This window comes from Leisingera sp., from assembly GCF_982940295.1.
On record NZ_CEYXRG010000007.1, the window covers coordinates 122298 to 143297 of the forward strand.

Consider the following 21000-nt stretch of genomic DNA (forward strand, 5'->3'; position numbering starts at 1 on the left):
CCTCCCGTCCCGCCTCCGCCCTTTGGCGGCGCCGCCACTCCTAACCGCTGAAGTTCAGCATATCAGATATGAAGCGCTTCGCTGCAGACGGCAGCAGCCAGCAACCGGCCAGGCGGCAAGCCCGGACGGACGTTACTCGTGCTTCTAGAAGGTATGGGACACCCCGACCCGGGCCGAGCCGGAGATCTTCACCCCGGTTTCAGCAGGCGGGTGCTTTTGCGGCGCCTTGGCCGCCGGCGCTCCGGTATCACAGGCCGCGAGCCCGGTCAGGGCCAGAACGATAACCAAAGCTTTCATCGCAAAATCTCCAAGCAAAAACCGCCCCGGCATGGCGGCGGGGCGGTTAACAGATGGCGGCTGAACGGCTTCGCATCAAGGGCGCGAGGCCGCTAGAACCCCAGGTAGACGCTGACCGGCCCCTTGTGCAGCCCGACCGCGCCGCCGACGTGGACACCGCTGCCGCCGACGCCAACGCCGGCGTTCAGCGTCGGCTGCACCGGCTCGCCGTCGACGCCGCAGGCGGCCAGCGCCGCCAGCCCGATCAGGGCAAAGATCGCATTACGCATTGTCTGCCTCCTTGCAGCAGCCCGGCCCGGACGGCCTCAGCCGCCCAGAATCTCTCTCCAGCGGGCGATCTGGGCGCGCACCTGGGCGGGGGCGGTGCCGCCATAAGACATGCGCGAGTTTACCGAATTCTCAACGCCAAGCACAGTGAAGATGTCGTCGGTGATCCCTTCGTGCACGCCCTGCATATCCGCCAGCGAAAGATCCGGCAGGTCGCAGCCGCGGCTTTCGGCCATCGCGACCAGCGTGCCGGTCACGTGGTGGGCATCGCGGAACGGTACTTTCAGCACCCGCACCAGCCAGTCGGCCAGGTCGGTGGCGGTGGAGAAGCCGGAGCCTGCCGCGGCGGCGAGCGACTCGCGGTTGCCGGTCATGTCCTTGACCATGCCTTCCATCGCCGCCAGCGCCAGCATCCAGTTGTCGGCGGCGTCAAAGACCTGTTCCTTGTCTTCCTGCATGTCCTTGGAATAGGCCAGCGGCAGCCCCTTCATCACCATCATCAGCGCTGTGTTTGCGCCGAAGATCCGGCCCACCTTGGCTCGGATCAGCTCAGCCGCATCCGGGTTCTTTTTCTGCGGCATGATCGACGAGCCGGTGGAGAAACGGTCGGAGAGCGTCACGAAACGGAACTGGGCGGAGGACCAGATCACCAGCTCCTCGGCAAAGCGCGACAGATGCACCGCGCTGATCGAGGCGCAGGACAGGAACTCCAGCGCGAAATCGCGGTCGCTGACCGCATCCAGCGAGTTGGCCGCCGGGCGGTCAAAGCCCAGCGCCGATGCCGTCATCTCCCGGTCGATCGGGAAGGAGGTGCCGGCCAGCGCCGCCGCGCCCAGCGGCGATTCGTTCATGCGGGCGCGGGCATCGCGCACGCGGCTGAGGTCGCGGCCGAACATTTCCACATAGGCCATCATGTGGTGGCCCCAGGTCACCGGCTGCGCAGTCTGCAGGTGGGTAAAGCCCGGCATCACCCAATCCGCCCCGGCCTCGGCCTGCGACAGAAGCGCGCGGATCAGCGCCAGCAGGCCCGATTCCGCCGCGTCCAGCTGGTCGCGCACCCAGAGTTTGAAGTCGGTCGCCACCTGGTCATTGCGCGACCGGCCGGTGTGCAGACGGCCCGCGGGCTCGCCGATGATTTCCTTCAGGCGGGCCTCCACATTCATGTGGATGTCTTCCAGCGCGGTGGAAAACTGGAAGGTTCCGCCCTCGATCTCTGACAAAACGGTGAGCAGGCCTTCCCGAATGGCCTCGGCATCATTATCCGTAATGACGCCTGTGGCAGCGAGCATCGCCGCGTGGGCCCTGGAGCCGGCAATGTCCTGCGCCGCCATCCGCTTGTCGAACCCGATCGAGGCGTTGATCGCCTCCATGATCGCGTCCGGGCCAGCGGCAAAGCGGCCGCCCCACATCTGGTTCGAGGATTGATCTGTCATGGTGTGGAACCCCGGAGATAATATGCGTCTGTTTCGTCAGCTTTCCCTTTATATGGCCCTCGCCTTGGGTGCAAATGCCGCGGCTGCGGCAGATCAGGCGCAGCTGGAGGCCCTGCGCGACGGTTCGATGAAGAAGCTGGTGGTACACGCCGAGCCGCGCGATGTGTCCGCCGCCGCGTTTGACCTGGCTGATGGCGAAGGCACCGCGACCCTGGCCGATTACCAGGGCAAGATCGTGCTCTTGAATTTCTGGGCCACCTGGTGCGCCCCCTGCCGCAAGGAAATGCCGCAGCTGGAGGAGCTGCAGCAGGAGTTAGGCGGCGAGGATTTCCAGGTGCTGACCATCGCCACGGGCCGCAACTCGCCTGCGGGGATCCAGAAGTTCTTTGACGAGAACGGCATCAACAGCCTGCCCCGCCACCAGGACCCGAAACAGGCGCTGGCCCGCGAAATGGCGGTGATCGGCCTGCCGATCACGGTGCTGCTGGACCGCGACGGCAAGGAAGTGGCGCGGCTGCTGGGCGATGCCGAGTGGAACTCGGACAGCGCCAAACAGATCATCGCGGCAATGATAGGCGAAGACGCCGCCACTGCCTCAGCCGGGAACTGAATATAACGGGCTGAACCGACACACTCTTCCGGTGTTCTGTCGACAAGTATACCGGGAGGGACCCCATGAAATGTCTGCATCTGGCAGCCTGCGCCCTGTCCCTCAGCATCGCAGCCGCCGCCTGACCCGGCAGAATTTCGCACTATTTCACTCCTAAGGGGGCGTCGCGATCCGGCGCCGTGGTTTAGGGTGGAGCGTGAAATGAAACCTGTTGTGTTACTGATCGGCAAGCTGCCGCATGTGATCGGCAATGTCGCCGAGCAGCTGGACCATCTGCCGATCCAATGGCTGGGCGCGCATGACCAGCCAGAAGTGGTGCGCCAGCTGGAGACCGAGCCGCGCATCGAATGCGTGATCATGGGGGCGGGTCTGGACGACCAGACCCGCGGCGACCTGATCGGCATCATTGCCGCGCTCAGGCCGGATGTCTGCATCCACCTCAAGGACCGCAGCTCAGGCCCCGAAGGGCTGGTGCCCTTTGTCGAGCGCGTGGTGCAGATGCAGGTGCTGAACCATCCCCAAAGCACGGTGCCCGCGGTCTGAACCGCAGCGGCTATCCGGCTACGGCGGCCCTTTCTGCTTGCGGCGGGAGGAGCATCCGCTTGACCCCACGCCACCTTTGACAGCGGCCTGCCTGCCCGCCAGTCTTCCCGGCGGGAGGAAGACATGCCGCTTGAACTGCTGCTGGTTCTGGTCGCGGGCGGGATAGCCGCCATTGCCGCGATCCTGCATCTGACCGGGCGCTCCGCCCGGACCGTGCTGACGGCAGAGAGCGCCAAGCGCGCCTGGCTGCGGCATTGTCCCGGCGACACCGTCCATCACGTTCTGCCCGCCGCCACCGGCCAAGCCGCGCTGATTTCCGCGCACAGCGGCGCGGGCCTGGTCTGGGCCTTTGGCGCAGACACAGCGGCAAGGCCCCTGCACGGCGCCGCGATCTCCGAACGCTCCGGCGGTTTGCATATCCGTTTCAACGACTTCAGCGCCCCGGGCGTGTCCGTGGGCTTGTCCGGGGCCGAGCGTGCCCGCTGGCAGACAGTAATTGCAGGCAGCGGAGGAACAGCATGAGCGGAGACCTGACCTATCCCGATGCCACCCAGCTGGCAGTGCCCTTCTTCATCGCCGCCATCCTGGCGGAACTCCTGTGGATCGCCCTGAAGAAGCGCGGCGGCCGGTATGAAACACGCGACGCTGTGACGTCTCTCATCATGGGCGCGGGCAGCGTCGCCGAGGGACTGCTTTTGGGGTTCATCGCCTGGGGCTTCCTGATGATGCTGTGGCAGATTACCCCGCTGGATATGGGCACTTCGCTCTGGGCGGTGCTGGCGTGTTTTGTGCTGGATGACCTGCGTTATTACTGGGTGCACCGCCTGGGCCACCGGGTGCGCTGGGTCTGGGCGTCGCACGTGAATCACCACTCCAGCCAGCACTACAACCTGACCACCGCGCTGCGGCAAACCTGGACCGGGACCTTCACCTTTATGATGGTGGTCAAGGCGCCGATGGTGCTGCTGGGCTTCCACCCGGCGCTGGTGCTGTTCTGCGGCGGGCTGAACCTGATCTATCAATTCTGGATCCACACCGAGGCGATAGACCGCCTGCCGCGCTGGTTCGAAGCAGTGATGAACACCCCCAGCCACCACCGCGCCCACCATGGCCGCAATGCCCGCTATCTGGACTGCAACTATGCCGGCGTGTTCATCGTCTGGGACAAGATGTTCGGCACCTTTGTTCCGGAACAGGACCACGACCGGCCTGATTTCGGCCTGGTCCACAACATCGCCACCTTCAATCCGCTGCGCGTGGCCTTCCACGAATGGGCAGGCATTTTCAAGGACATGACCCAGCCGGGGCTGACCTGGAAACAGCGGCTGCTCTATGCCTTTGCGCCGCCCGGCTACAGCCACGACGGCAGCCGCGAGACCACTGCCGGGATCAAGGCCGGGCACCTCGCCCGCCATCCCGAAGATGCCGGCACCCCGGGCTTTGGCGGCTGAAGCCACCGGGGCGTCAGGCGGATCGGTCAAATTTGAACTTTAATCCCGCCTCAACCCTTTTGCGCGACGCTGCCCGGAGCATCATATTGTGTCAAACCAATGCCGGAACAGGGCCCCAGCAGCACATGAACAGACGAAACGCCATGGCAGACCTGCCCGAAGGCTCCGAAAACCCGCTGAGCGCGGCCGTGGCCGGCCGCGACCGGACCACGCTGGAGATGGTTGCCGATGCGGTAAAGCACGATCAGACCGTCCTGGCCTATCAGCCGGTCATGCAGGCAATGGCGCCGCATGGTGTCGCCTTTTACGAGGGGTACATCCGGGTGCTGGATCCGACCGGCCGGGTGATTCCCGCGCGGGAGTTCATGCATGTGGTCGAGGACAAGGAAGTCGGCCGCGAGATGGACTGCCTGGCGCTGCAGCATGGCTTGCGGACGCTGTCGAAATTCCCGCAGATCCGCCTCTCCATCAACATGTCGGCGCGCTCCATCGGCTATCAGCGCTGGACGCAGGTGCTCCAGCGGTTTCTGAAGAGCGACGCCACACTGGGCGAACGGCTGGTTCTGGAGATTACCGAGGCATCGGTCATGGCCGCGCCCGAGCTGGTACTGGATTTCATGGGGCGGATGCAGCAGCACGGCATTTCCTTCGCGCTCGACAACTTCGGCGCAGGCACAACGGCGATCGGCCATTTCCGCCAGTTCTTCTTCGATGCGGTCAAGATCGACGGCCAGTTCGTGCGCGGCATTCACGCCAGCCACGACAATCAGTCGGTTGTCCGGGCCCTGATCGGCATTGCCAAGCAGTTTGACATGTTCACCGTCGCCGAGTCGGTGGAAAGCCAGGACGACGCGGCCTTCCTGGTGGAAAACGGGGTGGATTGCCTGCAGGGCTATCTCTATGGCGCGCCGTCGGTGTCGCCGCCCTGGATCGAAGACCTGAAACAGCGCCAGCAAGCCGGGTAAGAACGGCCCCCGCGCAATTCCCGCCGGCATAGGCGCAGCCAGCCGGAGGCGCCTTGATGCCCGGCACATGGTCTGCGGCGCCCTGCCCGCGAAATGGCCGCGCTGTAATGGCCGGCGCGTGTCCCCGGCGGTGCAGCTGCGGGCTGCAACCCGGCACCTCACGTTTGCAAGCGTCTACAGCTTTGTCTTTCCAGCGCCTTTCCCAGCCGCCCCCCGGCCGCCGCCTACCACCCGGGTCCGCTGCTCTGCGGCATCCCCTCCCTGTGCTGACGGAAATCCTATGGCGGAGGACGTTTCTGGCGGTTGACTCTTCCGCTCCGCCTGAGACACCCTGTCAATTGCTGCACGTGCAGCAATAGATTATGCCGATACCGGGAGGATACGGGAAATATTGTTGCGCAAACGCGGCTCGAACGTGTGCGCGGCGCTTTTCCGGAAGACCAAAATGAAGGCAGAGGACCCAAATCAATGACCAATGTTGTAATCGCATCGGCCGCGCGCACCGCCGTCGGCTCCTTTGGCGGCGCGTTCGCCAATACCCCTGCCCATGATCTGGGCGCCGCGGTGCTGGAAGCCGTGGTGGAGCGGGCCGGTGTGGACAAATCCGAAGTTTCGGAAACCATTCTGGGCCAGGTGCTGACCGCCGCCCAGGGCCAGAACCCGGCCCGTCAGGCGCATATCAATGCGGGCCTGCCCAAGGAAAGCGCCGCCTGGGGCATCAACCAGGTTTGCGGCTCCGGCCTGCGTGCCGTTGCACTGGGCGCGCAGCACATCCAGCTGGGTGACGCCTCCATCGTCGCTGCAGGCGGCCAGGAAAACATGACCCTTTCGCCCCATGCCGCGCATCTGCGCGCGGGCCACAAGATGGGCGACATGAAATACATCGACACGATGATCCGCGACGGTCTGTGGGATGCCTTTAACGGCTACCACATGGGCCAGACCGCCGAAAACGTGGCCGAGCAGTGGCAGATCTCCCGCGACATGCAGGACGAGTTTGCGGTTGCCTCGCAGAACAAGGCGGAAGCGGCACAGAAGGCGGGCAAGTTCGCCGATGAGATCGCGGCCTTCACCGTCAAGCACCGCAAAGGCGAAACCGTGGTGGACAGCGACGAATACATCCGCCACGGCGCCACCATGGAAGCGATGCAGAAGCTGCGCCCGGCCTTCACCAAGGACGGCTCGGTCACCGCGGCCAACGCCTCCGGCCTGAACGACGGCGCCGCCGCCACCCTGCTGATGAGCGCCGATGAAGCCGAGCGCCGCGGCATCGAGCCGCTCGCCCGCATCGCCTCCTACGCCACTGCCGGTCTTGACCCGTCGATCATGGGCGTGGGCCCGGTCTATGCTTCGCGCAAGGCGCTGGAGAAGGCCGGCTGGTCGGTCAACGACCTGGATCTGGTCGAAGCCAACGAAGCCTTTGCCGCCCAGGCCTGCGCGGTGAACAAGGACATGGGCTGGGATCCGTCGATCGTGAACGTGAACGGAGGCGCCATCGCCATCGGCCACCCGATCGGCGCTTCGGGCTGCCGGGTTCTGAACACGCTTCTGTTCGAAATGAAGCGCCGCGGCGCCAAGAAAGGCCTGGCCACGCTGTGCATCGGCGGCGGCATGGGCGTCGCAATGTGCGTGGAGCGCCCGTAAGTGGCGCAGAACCGCTGATATCCAAGGGCGCCCTATTGGGGCGCCCTTTTTCTTTTACAATTCAGCGGTATTCCGCGGGTGCGACAATTTTTTGCGGCAATGCAGAAATTTCACGACGCAATATTGTTGCGCCCAAGCAACCAAAACTGTAGCAAGATTACCAAAGCAAAAACTCATCTGGAGGATTCTTGAATGGCACGTACTGCACTCGTCACCGGCGGTTCCCGCGGCATCGGCGCAGCAATTTCCCAGGCGCTGAAGGCGCAGGGCTGCAATGTGGCCGCGACCTATGCCGGCAATGACGAAGCCGCGGCGAAATTCACCGACGAAACCGGCATCAAGACCTATAAGTGGAATGTTGGCAGCTACGAGGAAAGCGCCGCCGGCATCGCCAAGGTCGAAGAGGAAATGGGCCCGATCGACATCGTGGTGGCCAACGCCGGCATCACCCGCGACGCGCCGTTCCACAAGATGACGCCGCAGCAGTGGCAGGAAGTGATCGACACCAACCTGACCGGCGTGTTCAACACCGTGCACCCGGTCTGGCCCGGCATGCGCGAGCGCAAGTTCGGCCGCGTCATCGTGATCTCCTCGATCAACGGCCAGAAGGGCCAGTTCGCGCAGGTGAACTATGCCGCCACCAAGGCCGGCGACCTGGGCATCATCAAGTCGCTGGCCCAGGAAGGCGCCCGCGCCGGCATCACCGCCAACGCGGTCTGCCCCGGCTATATCGCCACCGAGATGGTGATGGCGGTGCCGGAGAAGGTGCGTGAATCGATCATCGGCCAGATCCCGGCCGGCCGCCTGGGCGAGCCGGAAGAGATCGCCCGCTGTGTTGCCTTCCTGGCTTCCGACGACTCGGGCTTCATCAACGGCTCGACCATCTCCGCCAACGGCGCGCAGTTCTTCGTCTGATACGCTGAACCTCTGACAGCCCGCGCCCCGCAATGCCGGGGCGCGGGACCCGTGCAGGCGGCGGCAGCCGCCTTGAGCCGCAACTGGTTGCGGGCACGCGAAGCACTACCCTTATACGTGCAGCAGAGAGGGAGTGCAGATCATGCAATTCGTGATGTCCAACCGGCGTGCCGGAAAGTTCCAGGAAACCGAAAAGATCGCCTCACGCGCGGCCCTGTCCGCGGCTCTGACGGCGCTGCCCCCGGCCACTCATATCCAGTCGCAGACCCGCCCGGACGATGATCTGGCCCGGCACAGTGTTGTGCTCGAAGGCACCCCGGCCGAGATGCTGGCGCTGGATGCGGCGACCCCCAGCGACGTGATCGTCGAGCCGCTGATCCTGCACGAGCGCGAGGGTGCGCTCTCCATGTTCAAACAGGCCCGGGCGCCCTTGGCGGGGCTGATGCACGTCGCGTCCGCAGGGGCTGCGCCGCTGGAGTTCCACGTGCGCGGCGGCGGCGCGCCGCTGGCGCAGGCCACCGTCATTCTGTTCCTGCGGCGCCTGGATGGCGAGGTGATGCGGGAGGAGGCCCGCACCGGGGCAGACGGAGTCGCCGCCTTCCCCGGCAACCCGGCCTTTCAGCCCCTGGCCGCCATCGTCAAACCCTATGCAGGTTTCTGGGCGCGATGGGCGCAAGTCTCGGGGCAGAAGACCACGGTGGTCTGCAGCAAGCTGCCGGGCAACCGGCGGCTGGACTGGTGGCATCACGCCAGCGGCGTCAGCAGTTTCGCGCCGGACGCAGGCGCGGGCATCAGGGTCGGCGTCATCGACACCGGGCTGGGACCGCACCCCCATCTTCGGGGCACCGACCACGGTGCCTTTATCCTCGGCATCCACGACCCCGCTGGCGGTGCGGATGCGGATGTGCATGGCACCCATGTGGCCGGCACCATCGCCGGGCGCCCGGGGGAGATTCTGGTGCATGGCGGCATCGCGCCGGGGGTTGAGCTGCACTCCGCCCGCGTCTTTCCGCCCGGCGAAGGCGCTGCGAATATCGACATCGCCGATGCGATCGACCGCCTCAGCCGTGCGGGCGCGGATCTCATCAACCTGTCGCTGGGCGCACCGGTCAAATCGGAGGTGGTCCAGGACGCGGTCCAGGACGCTGCCGAGCGCGGCACCTTGTGCCTGTGCGCCGCCGCCAATTCGTTCGAGTTCGTGCATTTCCCGGCCGCCCTGCCGGAAACCGTCGCGGTTTCCGCAGCGGGCAAGCTGGGCACGGCGCCGGAGGACTCCGTTTCAGGCGGCCAGCTCCCGGATCAGCCGGAGCTGTTCGGCCTCGACGGGTTCTACTTCGCCCGCTTCTCCTGCTTTGGCCCGGAGATCGACGCCATTGCGCCGGGGGTCGGCATCATCGCGCCGGTTCCAGCCCGGCACGGGCTGGCCGCGCCTTATGCGGCTCTGGACGGCACCTCCATGGCGACACCGGTGGCCTGCGGCGTTCTGGCGCGGGTGCTGGCGGAGGATGCGTCTTACCTTGCGATGCCGCGCAACATCTTCCGCAGCGACCTTGCCCGCCACCGGCTGCGGGAAATTTGCAGGACGATCGGACTTTCTGCCATACATGAAGGGCACGGAATGCCCCGAAGCTGAAGCAGAGGCCGGGCCGATGGCCGATTATGTGATTGCAGTAAAGCGCACGATGCGGGAGGAGCTGCCGCAGAACTGGCAGAGCCAGCTGGAAGCCATTGACGGGCTCACGCTGCTCAGCCCGCCTGCCCGGGAGCGGGTGCTGGTCTCGGCCAGTCCGGACGCCTTGCGCCATCTGGACGCGCAGCTGGGCCGCTACCTTAGGGTTGAGCCGCTGATCCGCCACCAGACCTCCCGCTGAAGCGGCTGAATGCGGAAACGGCAAGGGCCAGCCCCGGGGGCCGGCCCTTTTCCTATCCCGTAAGAACCTTGCGCGCTCAGGCCCAGCGGGAAACCCTGGGGCGGAGGGCTGGCACCGGTTTGCTGCCAAACAGCCAGGTCCAGGCCCGTTTCAGCACCTGGCCGCGCTCAGCGTGGGCACGTGCCATGGCAGACTTCACGGCGGCATCAGCAGAATATTCCAGCATTTCAGGCCTCCTTTCGGATCAGTATCCTTTACCTGCACCCAATATGAGGACGTTCCGTAAATCGCACAAACGAGACTTTCCCGGCGTTCAGTTAAGGTATACTTATGTGAGTATGTCTGATCGCCTGCCGCCCCTCACCGCTTTGCGCGCCTTTGACGCTGCTGCCCGCCACATGTCCTTTGCCAAAGCGGCGGAGGAGCTGAACGTCACCCCTGCCGCGCTGTCCTTTCAGATCAAGTCGCTGGAGGAGCATCTGGGCCAGCCGCTGTTCCGCCGTCTGAACCGCGCGGTGGAGCTGACCGAGGCGGGCCGGACGCTGGCGCCCGGCGCCGCAGAAGGGTTCGAGGCGCTGACCGCTGCCTGGCGCTCGGTGCGGCGGCTGCAGGACAACACCACGCTGACGGTGACGGCGGGTCCGGGACTGACGGCGAAATGGCTGGCGCCGAGGCTCTATGAATTTGCCCGCGCCCATCCGGAGATCGACCTGCGGTTCTCCGCCACCCTGCGGATGCTGGATTTTGTCCGCGATGACGTCGATGTGGCGATCCGGTTCGGCTATGGCCCGGATGAGGGGCTGTATGTGCTGCCGGTGCCGCCGGAATGGGTGACGCCGGTGATGTCGCCGGAGCTGGCCGAGCGTTACACGACGCCGGAAAGCCTGATGGAGGCGCCGCTGATCTTTGACGAATCCATCAACTTTCTGGATCCGCCGTGCGACTGGCCGGCCTGGTTCCGCACCCAAGGGATCGATTTCACCCCCACCCACGGTTCGCATTTCTCGCAAGCCGACCATGCGATCGACGCCGCCGTTGCGGGTGCCGGCGTGGCGCTGGGGCGGCGCGGCATGGCGATTACGGATCTGCACGCAGGCCGGCTGGTGGCGCCGTTCAAGACCGCGATCGAGACCAAGGCGCATTTCCGGTTCCTTTGCGCGCCGGGCACCGAAAACCGGCCGCAAATTGCAGCCTTCCGCGACTGGTTTGTTGCCGAGATCGAAAAAACCGCCTACGTCTCGGAAGCTTTCGAGATCATTCCAGTTGAGGACATCCCGCCGCCATGACCAAGACCCGCGCGACCGCCATCGGCTTTATCGCTGTTCTGTTGTGGTCGCTGCTGGCGCTGCTGACGGTGGGGTCGGAGCCAACTCCGCCGCTCCTGCTGAATGCGCTGTGTTTCACCATCGGCGGCACGCTGGGGATGATCTGGACCGCTGCGGCGGGCAAGCTGAAGCAACTGCGACATGTGCCGGTCCGGGTTTACATCTTCGGCACGCTGGGGCTGTTCGGCTATCATGCGCTCTATTTCTCGGCCCTGCGGCTGGCGCCGGCGGCTGAGGCCGGGCTGATCGCCTATCTGTGGCCGCTGCTGATCGTGCTGTTCTCCGGCCTGCTGCCCGGCGAAAAGCTGAAGGCGGGGCACCTGATCGGGGCCGGCCTGGGCTTTGCCGGGGCGGCCACCATCATTTCCGGCGGCGGCGGCGGGTTTGAGGCCCAGTATCTGCCGGGCTACGGGCTGGCGCTGCTCTGTGCGCTGACATGGTCCGGCTATTCGGTGCTGTCGCGGCTGCTGGGCGGGGCGCCGACCAGTTCGGTTGCGGTGTTCTGCCTGGCCACCGCCGCGGCCTCCTGGGGGCTGCATTTTGCGCTGGAGGACACCGTCTGGCCCGCGGGCACGCTGGGCTGGGTCTCCACCCTGCTGCTGGGCCTCGGCCCCGTGGGGCTGGCGTTCTATGTCTGGGACATCGGCGTCAAGCAGGGGGACATCCAGATGCTGGGAACCAGCTCATACGCCGCGCCCTTGCTGTCGACCCTGATCCTGGTGCTGGCTGGCATCGCCGCGGCATCCTGGGGGCTGGGGCTGGCGGCGGCACTGATCACAGGCGGGGCGCTGATTGCGGCGCGGGCCAGCGCCGGCACAGCAAAGCAACCCGAATAAAAAGAGGGCCGCCGCACGGGCAGGCCCTCCGTCTACTACTGTGCCGGGTTCTCCGCCCCGGCGGGAACTCTTCAGACTGCTTCAGCTGTCAGGCGCGTAATCTCTTCCTTCAGCTTTAGCTTTTGCTTTTTCATTGCTGCGATTTCCAGATCGTCGCTACTGGGCGATCGTTGGGCCTGTTCCACTTCCATGCTCAGATGCTCGTGCTTCTTCTTAAGTTCGGTCAGATGCGAGCTGAGGCTCATGGCAACCCTCCTTCTTTGAGCTAGATGTGTTTGACAGAAAGAGTGGACCACAAGTTTTCGCATCTGTCACGCTGCACCCGCAGTATTTTTGTCATGAAATTTTCATATCGGCTATGCGCCGCGCATTTTGCCGCAGGCGGCGGCGCATCACAGCAGAAACCCGCGGATTTGGATTCGCCGAAGGTTGAAACCTGCGTGGGGCGCCCCTAAGTTTGCGCCGCCGGAGAAATCCGTCTTAGGCGGGCCAAGGCAAGGCCGCGCCGTCGCGCAGTACCGCACGGATATGCGGCGTATAGCTCTCTCCGTCGCGCTCGTGCCGGTCGCCTTCGTGCAGAATCAGCGGCGCATGGAGACGGAAGTCTGCCCGGCCGCCCTTGCGCGCGCGCAGGATCACCAGCTCTGCCGCGCGGCCGGCGCGCGGGGCCAGCGGCAGCACTTCAACCGATCCCAGGACGCCGCCGCAGGCGGTCAGCATATCCGGCAGCCGGTCCGCCCGCTGGATCATGTGCAGATAGCCCTTGGGCGCCAGCCGCCGGGCTGCCGCGGTGATCCAGTCCGCCAGCGGGGTCTGCTCCCCCAGCGCCACCTGCCGCCCGGCATCGCGCGCCTGGCTGTGAGCGCCGGCTTTGTAATAGGGCGGGTTGGCGATCACATGCTGGAACTGCCGCTGCTTCAGCGCCTCCGGCAAGGCAGCGAGGTCGGCCTCAAACACCTCCATCTCCTGCCGGTTGGCAGCGGCGTTGCGCCGGGCCAGCTCCGCATAAGCGGCCTGCAATTCGATCCCTGCAAGAGAAAGACCCGACACCCGTGCCGCAAGGCACAGCAGCGCCTGACCGGCACCGCAGCCCAGCTCCAGCACCGCTTCCCCCGCCCGCGCGGGGACCGCTGCCGCCAGCAGCACCGGATCCACCCCGGCGCGGTAGCCCTTGTGCGGTTGCCACAGCTGCACCCGGCCGCCCAGGAAGGCGTTGCGGCTCAACTCGTCCTCAGTGAAGGATTTCATCGTCCCAGCGGGATTTCATTGTCGCGCATCACCACCAGCGCGTCCTCGTAATCATCGGCGCGAACCATCAGCCGGCGCGGGAAAATTCCGATGCTGCCTTCCAGGACGCTCATATTTACGTCCATTTGAAAGCAGTCTATATCCTCACCCTCAAGAAGGGCGGAGGCAAAGGCGATGATCGTCGGATCGGTGCTGCGCAAAAGCTCTTTCATGGAATTGGATCTAAGGGCAAGGCCCGCGCCTTGTCGAGCCTTGCAAGCGGGAAAGTGATGGACCAAGTGATGACCCGGAAGCCGCACGAAATGCTGGCCGCCACGCTGAGCCAGGAGCTGGAGGCGGTGAATACGCTGATCCGCACCCGGATGGCCTCCGAACACGCGCCGCGCATTCCCGAGGTTACCGCGCATCTGGTTGAGGCGGGCGGCAAGCGGCTGCGGCCGATGCTGACGCTGGCGGCGGCGCGGCTGTGCGGCTATCAGGGCGACCATCATCTGAAACTGGCTGCGACGGTCGAGTTCATCCACACCGCCACCCTGCTGCATGACGATGTGGTGGACGAAAGCGCCCAGCGGCGCGGCCGCCCGACTGCGAACCTGTTGTGGGACAACAAGAGCTCGGTGCTGGTGGGCGACTACCTGTTTGCCCGCAGTTTCCAGCTGATGGTGGAGACGGAGAGCCTGCGGGTGCTGGACATTCTGGCGAATGCCTCTGCAACCATCGCCGAGGGCGAGGTGCTGCAGATGACCGCGGCGTCGAACCTGAAGACCGATGAAAACATTTACCTGCAGGTGGTGCGCGGCAAGACCGCGGCGCTGTTCTCCGCTGCCACTGAGGTCGGCGGGGTGATTGCCGGCGCGCCGGAGGCGCAGGTGAAGGCGCTGTTTGAGTATGGCGATGCGTTGGGGATTGCCTTCCAGATCGCCGATGACCTGCTGGATTACCAGGGCGACAGCAAGGCGACCGGCAAGAACGTCGGCGATGACTTCCGCGAGCGCAAGCTGACCCTGCCGGTGATCAAGGCGGTGGCGCAGGCCACGGATGAGGAGCGCGCATTCTGGACCCGCACCATTGAGAAGGGCAAGCAGCAGGACGGCGATCTGGAGCAGGCGCTGGCGCTGATGGCGAAATACGGAACGCTGGAGGCCACCCGCGAGGATGCCCTAGGCTGGGCGGCCAAGGCGCGGGATGCGCTGAAGGTGCTGCCCGAGCACGAGATCCGCACCATGCTGAGCGATCTGGCCGATTACGTGGTGTCGCGCCTGAACTGACCGGGGAAAGGGGGCGCTGCCCCCTCGGCCTTGCGGCCTCACCCCCGGAGTATTTTTTTAAGGTGAATGGGCAAGCCGGCGGCGCGCCGTGCGTCAGCGCGGCGCCTGGCCCAACGGCGGGCGAGCATCTTTGATGCGCTGTCCCGCGGGCGGGAGATCCCCGGTCAAAGCCGGGCGTTTCAGGTCAGCGTGACCGCGCTGCACCACCAGTCCGGATGCTCCGCCCCGATCTCATAGGCCGCCATATGGGCGGCCTTTTTCGTGGGGTAGAGCGCAAAACAAGTGGCGCCGGAGCCGGACATGCGGGCCAGAAGCGCCTGGCGGGAGCTGCGCAGGTCGGACAGGGTCCGGTCGATTTGCGGGGCAAGACTGCGCGCCGGGGCTTCCAGGTCGTTGCGCTGTTCGCCGAGCCAGGCGGCGCAGTCCTCAGCGGAAGCAAAGGACGGAATGTGTCCGGGCATCTGCGGGTTGTCACGGGAGGCAAGCGCGGAAAACACCGGTCCCGTAGGCACATGCACACCCGGATTGACCAGCAGCGCGTGCAGTTCCGGCAGCTCGACCGGTGCGACCTCTTCACCGATACCCTGCATCCGCACCGCCCGGGCGGTCATGCAGACCGGCACGTCGGCGCCCAGCGACAGGGCCAGCCCTTCGGGAATGCCGCCCCCCTGCCCGGCAAGCGCGCGCAGGACTGCGGCAGCATCAGAGGAGCCGCCGCCGATGCCCGCCCCGTGGGGCAGATGCTTGTCGAGGCTGATCCGCCCGGTCCAGCCCGCCCCCGCGGCGGCCTTCCACACCAGATTCCGCTGATCCGCGGGCACGCCTTCCGCGAAGGGGCCGGTAACTTCCAGCGCCAGCTCCGGACCCGGGTCCAGCCGCAGGCGGTCGCCGGTGTCCGCAAAGACCACCAGGGAATCCAGCAGATGATAGCCGTCCTCGCGGCGGCCGGTCACATGCAGGGTCAGATTGATCTTGGCGGGTGCAAAGACCTCAGCCGCCATTGGCCACCTTCAGGGGCGCAGCGCCCTCCTCGGCCAGAACCGCATCCAGGCCGATGTCCAGCTTGCGGCGGATGCGTTCGGGGTCGGCCTCGCCATCGGTGTCTTCCGGGTCGATAAAGGAGAGCGCCCGCTTCCACTGGAACTCTGCCTCGCGCGCGCGGCCCACGGCCCAATAGACATCGCCCAGATGGTCGTTGACCACCGGGTCCACCGGCATCAGCTCCACTGCGCGTTCCATGTGCGCTACCGCCTCGTCGAAGCGGCCCAGGCGGTAGAGCACCCAGCCCAGGGAGTCGACGATATAGCCGGAGTCGGGCCGCGCCGCGACCGCGCGCTCGATCATGTTCAGCGCCTCATCCAGCTTGCGGCGCTTTTCAACCAGCGAATAGCCCAGGTAGTTCAGCACCTGCGGCCGGTCCGGCTCCAGCGCCAGGGAGGCGCGGAAGTCCGCTTCGGCCTGCTCCCACTGGTCCAGACGCTCGTGGCAGATGCCGCGGGCATAGAGCAGGAACCAGCGGCTGCCGGAGTCCTCCGGCGAGTTGGCAAGCGCCTTGTCGTAGGCCCGGGCTGCGGCGGCATAGTCCTCCTGCTGGCGCAAGAGATCGCCCAGGCTGACATAGACGCCCGGCTGATCCGGGAATTGCCGCGCCAGCTGCTCCAGCACTTCGATCGCCGCATCCGGCTTGGCTGCGCGGCGCAGCGCCTCGGCCCGGCCCAATTCGGCAGCGTGGTAGTCGGGATGGCTGCGCGGCACCTGCTTGTAGGTCGCCACCGACAGCTCATACCGGCCCAGCTGATCCAGCAGGCTGGCGCTCAGCAGGATCGCATCCACATGGTCGGGGCGCAGCGAGGCGGCCATGCGGACATACATCAGCACGTAGTCATTGGCGGTATCGCCATTGAGCGCCGCCCCTAGGGTAAAGAAGACCTCGGCAATCCCCTCACGCGGGCCGGGGGCGATGGTATAGGCAAGCGTTTCGCCGTTCTGCAGCTGCGCATCCAGCGCTTCCAGCCCAGGGTCGAGGCGGCTGCCGAAGGCTGCCTGCAGCGTCTCACGCGCCTCATCGTTGCGGCCCAGCTGCGACAGGATCTGCACCCGCGCCACCGCGGCGCGGCGGCTGAGGCTGGCCAGGCGGCCGTCCTCGGCGGCAAACAGCGCCTCGGCACCGCCGTAGTCCCCGGCAGACGCCAATGCAAGCGCCCGGTGGTAGAGCACGAAAGGTTTCAGGCTGCCGTCCTTGGCCAGCCGGTCGAAGGTTTTGAGCGCGCTGGACACCGAGCCGGTGCCGATATGCGCCCAGCCTTCCAGCAGGCCGTCGACCAGCGGGTGGATCGCTTCGCGTTCAAGATCACGGTCAAGAATCGCCTGGTATTCCCCGGCCGCCGCATGGCCGCCCGCAATCACCACATTGGCGACCTGACTGCGCGCGCCGGTCTGCAGCAGCCGTTGCGCCACCGGCACCGCCAGCTCTGCCTTGCCCATTGCGAGCTGCGCGAACACCACGTTTTCCATCAGGAGCGGATTCTGCGGATCGCGCGCCAGCGCCTGGGTGTAATAAAGCGCCGCCGCGGCAAAATCGCTGTCATAGGTCGCGGCGCGCCCGGCCAGGTAGGACCCTGCCAGCCCTTCGGCCTGCACAGCAGGTGCGGACACGGCCACCAGGGCCGCACTTGTCAGGGTGCGAAAAATGGATACGGGCACGCGGGACCCCCTTACGATTTACTGCTCTAGCTCTTCTAAGAAAGCGTAGTGCGCCGTCCGTCAACACGCAATGGGGCGGCCCAAGGACCGCCCCTTAAAATCCGGCGAAAGCGCGCCGAAAATTTAAACTTCCCGTTACATGTTCGGGTAGTTCGGCCCGTCGCCGCCCTGCGGCGTTGTCCAGGTGATGTTCTGCGACGGATCCTTGATGTCGCAGGTCTTGCAGTGGACGCAGTTCTGGAAGTTGATCACGAACTCCGGCTGGCCGTCCTTTTCCACCACTTCGTAAACACCGGCCGGGCAGTAGCGCTGCGCCGGTTCCGCGAATTTCGGCAGGTTGACCCGGACCGGGGTGTCCTCGTTGCCCAGGCGCAGGTGGCAGGGCTGGCTTTCCTCGTGGTTGGTCATTGAGAAGCTGACGTTGGTCAGCCGGTCGAACGACAGCACGCCATCGGGCTTGGGATAGTCGATCGGCTTGTGCTTGGAGGCTTCCTCGGTCGCTTCGGCGTCGTTCTTGCCGTGGCCCAGGGTGCCGAAGAAGGAGAAGCCCAAAAGGTTGTTGGTCCACATGTCCAGACCGCCCAGCGCCAGCGAGGCGGTGAGACCCCACTTGGACCACATCGGCTTGACGTTGCGGACCATCTTGAGGTCCTTGCCGATGGCGCCTTCGCGCACGTCGGTTTCATAAGCGGCCAGCTCGTCGCCGGAACGCTCTGCCTTGATCGCGTCATAGGCGGCTTCGGCTGCGGCCTTGCCCGACAGCATCGCGTTGTGGTTGCCCTTGATGCGCGGCACGTTGACCATGCCCGCGGAGCAGCCCAGCAGCGCCACGCCGGGCGCCACCAGTTTCGGCATCGACTGCCAGCCGCCTTCGGTGATGGCGCGGGCGCCGTAGGCCACGCGCTTGCCGCCCTTCAGCAGCTCGGCCACCACCGGGTGGTGCTTGAAGCGCTGGAATTCCATGTAGGGGAACAGGTGCGGGTTCTTGTAGTTCAGGTGCACCACGAAGCCCACGTAAACCTGGTTGTTGTCCAGGTGGTAGATGAACGAGCCGCCGCCCGCGTTGGAGCCCAGCGGCCAGCCCATGGTGTGGGTGACGGTGCCTTCCTTGTGCTTGGCCGGGTCGATCTCCCAGATCTCTTTCATGCCGACGCCGTATTTCTGCGGCTCCTTGCCGTCGGAGAGGCCGTATTTGGCGATCACTTCCTTGGAGAGCGAGCCGCGCACACCTTCGCCGAGGAAGATATATTTGCCGTGCAGCTCCATGCCGGGCTCATAGGCCGGGCCGGGGGTGCCGTCGGGGTTCTTGCCGAATTCACCGGCAACCACGCCCTTCACTTCGCCATTGTCGCCATAGACCAGTTCGGAGCACGCCATGCCCGGGAAGATCTCGACGCCCATTTCCTCGGCCTGCTCTGCCATCCAGCGGCAGACGTTGCCCATGGAGACGATATAGTTGCCGTGGTTGTTCATCAGCGGCGGCATCGGGAAGTTGGGAATGCGGACATGGCCGGCTTCGCCCAGCATGTAGAAGTTGTCTTCCTTGACTTCCACGTTCAGCGGCGCGCCTTTTTCCTTCCAGTCGGGGATCAGCGCGTTCAGGCCGCAAGGGTCCAGCACCGCGCCGGACAGGATGTGCGCGCCCACCTCAGACCCTTTTTCCAGGACCACGACCTGCAGGTCGGCGTCCAGCTGTTTCAGGCGGATGGCCGCGGACAGACCGGCAGGGCCGGCCCCGACGATCACCACGTCGTATTCCATCGCTTCGCGTTCAATCTCGGCCATCTGCGGCGCTCCTTGGCTTTCTGTTCGCTACCGGCCCCACCGGGCGCAATTTTGTGTCGCGGCTGCTTAGCGTTTGCCAGCCCTGCTGGTCAATCCAAACTCTGCGTCAGGCCCCTGTAAAACAGGCTATCGCGACAATAAGTGCGTCCATTTTCGTCACTCAAGCTCCATTTTCCGGCTCAGCCTCTGACTCGGGCCGGTCTCCCATGAGATATCTGGGTCCCTGCCCCTTCTGTGCCGCCCGGTCCTCGGGATTGTAAAGTTTGCAATTCGGAAGCGACAGGCAGCCGCAGCCTATGCAGCCGTCCAGATTGTCGCGCAGCCGCACCAGGGTTTCGATTCGCTGGTCCAGGTGGCTGCGGAAGTTCTCCGAAATGCGCGCCCAGTCCTCTTTCGTGGGGGTCCGTCTGCCCGGCAGGCTTTTGAGGAAGCCGCGGATTTCCGGCAGGGAAAAGCCGAATTGCTGCGCGATCATCACGAAGCTGAGCCGCCGGATGTCGGCACGGTGGAACCGCCGCTGGCCGCCTGCGTTGCGCCAGGGCTCCACCAATCCTTGCGCCTCGTAGTAGCGGATGGCGGACACTGCGAGGCCGGTGCGTTCGGCCAGGTAGCCGATGGAAATTCCGGCGGATGCGGGCATGGCACTCTCCTGCAAAATTTCTCTTGAGCTAAAGTTAGGTTTAGAAATTACGGTGAGTCGCATCAACAGGTTTGCTCAGGCAAGAAGGAGATTTCCGATGAGCGCAGTACTGGAACATGCAAATGTCACCGTTGCCGACCCCCATGCCACCGCCGCCTGGATGCAGAAAGTGTTCGGCTGGCATGTGCGCTGGGAGGGCGAGGCCAAGAATGGCGGCTACAGCGTTCATGTGGGCGAGGAGAACAGCTATCTCGCGCTTTACACACCGCGAACCCCGGCCGGAAAGGCGCCGGAAAGCTATGGCATCGTCGGCGGGCTGAACCACCTGGCGGTGATCGTCGACGATCTGGACGCCACCGAAGCCGCGGTAAAGGCCGCCGGTTTCACGCCAATGAACCACGGCGACTATGAGCCGGGCCGCCGCTTCTACTTCCACGATGAAAACGGCATCGAATACGAGGCGGTGCAATATGATTGATATCCTCTGGCAAGCGGGTCTTCCCCGGATACCCGCGCACGGCATTTTCTTGCGCATTCCTGTGGAAAAGCCGGCCAAACCACGCAGTTAGGCGGATTTGCACGCCAGCAGCCCCCGCGCCCACTTGAAATCAGGCGCAGGATTGGGTCAGGTAAATGTCAACCGGACCGGACGCCCCGCAGCCCACGCTGCGGGGCTCCGGCTTTCGTACTGACAAGAACAAAACAAAAAGCGACCTGGACCAATCACATGGAAAAGATCCCGATGACCCCGGCGGGCTTTGCCGCCTTGGAAAGCGAACTGAAAAACCTGAAATCCGTCGAACGCCCGGCCATCATCCAGGCGATCGCCGAAGCGCGTGAGCTGGGCGACCTGTCGGAAAACGCCGAATACCACTCCGCCCGCGAAAAGCAGTCCTTCATCGAGGGCCGCATCAAGGAGCTGGAAGGCATCCTGTCGCTGGCCGATGTGATCAACCCGGCCAAGCTGAACGGCGCCATCAAGTTCGGCGCCAAGGTGACCGTGGTGGATGAGGACACCGACGAGGAGAAGACCTGGCAGATCGTCGGCGAGCATGAAGCCAACATTGAAGCGGGCCTGCTGAACATCAAGTCCCCCATCGCGCGCGCCTTGATCGGCAAGAACGAAGGCGACAGCGTCGAAGTGCGCACCCCCGGCGGCGAGCGCGCCTATGAAATCCTCAAGATCGTCTATTCCTGAC

25 protein-coding genes are annotated in these 21000 nt (G+C 65.1%); 14 read left to right on the forward strand and 11 right to left on the reverse strand.

The genetic code is table 11. From position 1 onward, the window contains the following. Positions 1-144: 144 nt before the first annotated feature. The 3 genes from AC4HIX_RS08955 to argH all read right to left on the reverse strand — a co-directional run bounded on the left by AC4HIX_RS08955 (position 145) and on the right by argH (position 1997). Complete coding sequence (locus tag AC4HIX_RS08955) at positions 145-297, reverse strand: hypothetical protein (protein WP_490398729.1); 153 nt, start codon at positions 295-297, stop codon at positions 145-147. Positions 298-389: 92 nt separating this feature from the next. After that, complete coding sequence (locus AC4HIX_RS08960) at positions 390-566, reverse strand: hypothetical protein (protein WP_490398730.1); 177 nt, start codon at positions 564-566, stop codon at positions 390-392. Positions 567-602: 36 nt separating this feature from the next. After that, a complete protein-coding gene (gene argH, locus AC4HIX_RS08965; RefSeq protein ID WP_490398731.1) occupies positions 603-1997 on the reverse strand; it encodes an argininosuccinate lyase in 1395 nt (464 codons plus the stop codon). 22 nt (positions 1998-2019) lie between these two features. Between argH and AC4HIX_RS08970 the strand changes: the two genes are divergently transcribed. From AC4HIX_RS08970 to AC4HIX_RS09010, 9 genes are all read left to right on the forward strand, one after another. After that, entirely contained in the window at positions 2020-2607 is a 588-nt protein-coding gene (locus tag AC4HIX_RS08970) for a TlpA disulfide reductase family protein (RefSeq protein ID WP_490398732.1), read from the forward strand. Positions 2608-2808: 201 nt separating this feature from the next. Further along, the gene (locus AC4HIX_RS08975) at positions 2809-3150 is read left to right on the forward strand and encodes a hypothetical protein (protein ID WP_475050161.1); all 342 of its coding nucleotides are present in this window, start codon (positions 2809-2811) and stop codon (positions 3148-3150) included. A 123-nt stretch (positions 3151-3273) separates the two neighbouring features. Beyond that, complete coding sequence (locus tag AC4HIX_RS08980; protein ID WP_490398733.1) at positions 3274-3672, forward strand: hypothetical protein; 399 nt, start codon at positions 3274-3276, stop codon at positions 3670-3672. Further along, complete coding sequence (locus AC4HIX_RS08985; protein ID WP_490398734.1) at positions 3669-4601, forward strand: sterol desaturase family protein; 933 nt, start codon at positions 3669-3671, stop codon at positions 4599-4601. The genes AC4HIX_RS08980 and AC4HIX_RS08985 overlap by 4 nt, the downstream gene beginning before the upstream one ends. Positions 4602-4726: 125 nt before the next feature. Then, on the forward strand, positions 4727-5566 hold the full coding sequence (locus AC4HIX_RS08990; protein WP_490398735.1) for an EAL domain-containing protein: 840 nt from the start codon (positions 4727-4729) through the stop codon (positions 5564-5566). Positions 5567-6034: 468 nt separating this feature from the next. After that, entirely contained in the window at positions 6035-7210 is a 1176-nt protein-coding gene (locus tag AC4HIX_RS08995; protein WP_475050151.1) for an acetyl-CoA C-acetyltransferase, read from the forward strand. A 192-nt stretch (positions 7211-7402) separates the two neighbouring features. After that, the gene (gene phbB, locus AC4HIX_RS09000; protein WP_490398736.1) at positions 7403-8125 is read left to right on the forward strand and encodes an acetoacetyl-CoA reductase; all 723 of its coding nucleotides are present in this window, start codon (positions 7403-7405) and stop codon (positions 8123-8125) included. A gap of 142 nt (positions 8126-8267) precedes the next feature. Beyond that, positions 8268-9758: a S8 family peptidase gene (locus AC4HIX_RS09005; protein ID WP_490398778.1), complete on the forward strand. Its 1491-nt coding sequence runs from the start codon at positions 8268-8270 to the stop codon at positions 9756-9758. Then, complete coding sequence (locus AC4HIX_RS09010; RefSeq protein ID WP_490398737.1) at positions 9730-9996, forward strand: hypothetical protein; 267 nt, start codon at positions 9730-9732, stop codon at positions 9994-9996. Before AC4HIX_RS09005 ends, AC4HIX_RS09010 begins: the two co-directional genes overlap by 29 nt. A 76-nt stretch (positions 9997-10072) precedes the next feature. Here AC4HIX_RS09010 and AC4HIX_RS09015 read toward each other — a convergent pair whose 3' ends face one another. Then, a complete protein-coding gene (locus AC4HIX_RS09015) occupies positions 10073-10222 on the reverse strand; it encodes a hypothetical protein (protein ID WP_490398738.1) in 150 nt (49 codons plus the stop codon). 112 nt (positions 10223-10334) lie between these two features. On the opposite strand from AC4HIX_RS09015, the gene AC4HIX_RS09020 reads away from it, so the two are divergent. Together AC4HIX_RS09020 and yddG are read left to right on the forward strand one after the other, a co-directional pair. Continuing rightward, positions 10335-11282, forward strand: a complete 948-nt coding sequence (locus AC4HIX_RS09020) for a transcriptional regulator GcvA (RefSeq protein WP_490398779.1) — start codon at positions 10335-10337, stop codon at positions 11280-11282. Next, positions 11279-12157 (forward strand): aromatic amino acid exporter YddG, encoded by an 879-nt coding sequence (yddG, locus tag AC4HIX_RS09025; RefSeq protein WP_490398739.1) that lies wholly within the window; start codon positions 11279-11281, stop codon positions 12155-12157. The genes AC4HIX_RS09020 and yddG overlap by 4 nt, the downstream gene beginning before the upstream one ends. A gap of 71 nt (positions 12158-12228) precedes the next feature. On the opposite strand, the gene AC4HIX_RS09030 is transcribed toward yddG, so the two are convergent. The 3 genes from AC4HIX_RS09030 to AC4HIX_RS09040 form a co-directional block, all read right to left on the reverse strand. Beyond that, positions 12229-12402, reverse strand: a complete 174-nt coding sequence (locus AC4HIX_RS09030; protein ID WP_222479456.1) for a YdcH family protein — start codon at positions 12400-12402, stop codon at positions 12229-12231. Between the two features lie 235 nt (positions 12403-12637). After that, positions 12638-13405 (reverse strand): tRNA1(Val) (adenine(37)-N6)-methyltransferase, encoded by a 768-nt coding sequence (locus tag AC4HIX_RS09035; RefSeq protein WP_490398740.1) that lies wholly within the window; start codon positions 13403-13405, stop codon positions 12638-12640. Beyond that, complete coding sequence (locus tag AC4HIX_RS09040; protein ID WP_475050135.1) at positions 13402-13617, reverse strand: putative signal transducing protein; 216 nt, start codon at positions 13615-13617, stop codon at positions 13402-13404. Before AC4HIX_RS09040 ends, AC4HIX_RS09035 begins: the two co-directional genes overlap by 4 nt. A 57-nt stretch (positions 13618-13674) precedes the next feature. Between AC4HIX_RS09040 and AC4HIX_RS09045 the strand changes: the two genes are divergently transcribed. Then, positions 13675-14673, forward strand: coding sequence for a polyprenyl synthetase family protein (locus AC4HIX_RS09045; RefSeq protein ID WP_490398741.1), 999 nt, complete (start codon positions 13675-13677; stop codon positions 14671-14673). A gap of 179 nt (positions 14674-14852) precedes the next feature. On the opposite strand, the gene AC4HIX_RS09050 is transcribed toward AC4HIX_RS09045, so the two are convergent. From AC4HIX_RS09050 to soxR, 4 genes are all read right to left on the reverse strand, one after another. After that, positions 14853-15674, reverse strand: a complete 822-nt coding sequence (locus tag AC4HIX_RS09050) for a 4-(cytidine 5'-diphospho)-2-C-methyl-D-erythritol kinase (RefSeq protein ID WP_490398742.1) — start codon at positions 15672-15674, stop codon at positions 14853-14855. Further along, positions 15664-17376, reverse strand: coding sequence for a tetratricopeptide repeat protein (locus AC4HIX_RS09055; protein ID WP_490398743.1), 1713 nt, complete (start codon positions 17374-17376; stop codon positions 15664-15666). The genes AC4HIX_RS09050 and AC4HIX_RS09055 overlap by 11 nt, the downstream gene beginning before the upstream one ends. 135 nt (positions 17377-17511) lie before the next feature. Then, a complete protein-coding gene (locus AC4HIX_RS09060; RefSeq protein WP_490398744.1) occupies positions 17512-19161 on the reverse strand; it encodes an electron transfer flavoprotein-ubiquinone oxidoreductase in 1650 nt (549 codons plus the stop codon). A gap of 160 nt (positions 19162-19321) precedes the next feature. Continuing rightward, complete coding sequence (gene soxR / locus AC4HIX_RS09065; RefSeq protein ID WP_475050124.1) at positions 19322-19801, reverse strand: redox-sensitive transcriptional activator SoxR; 480 nt, start codon at positions 19799-19801, stop codon at positions 19322-19324. Between the two features lie 97 nt (positions 19802-19898). On the opposite strand from soxR, the gene AC4HIX_RS09070 reads away from it, so the two are divergent. After that, a complete protein-coding gene (locus AC4HIX_RS09070; RefSeq protein WP_490398745.1) occupies positions 19899-20279 on the forward strand; it encodes a VOC family protein in 381 nt (126 codons plus the stop codon). Positions 20280-20528: 249 nt separating this feature from the next. Continuing rightward, complete coding sequence (gene greA / locus AC4HIX_RS09075; protein WP_490398746.1) at positions 20529-20999, forward strand: transcription elongation factor GreA; 471 nt, start codon at positions 20529-20531, stop codon at positions 20997-20999. The last annotated feature ends 1 nt before the right edge of the window (position 21000 follow it).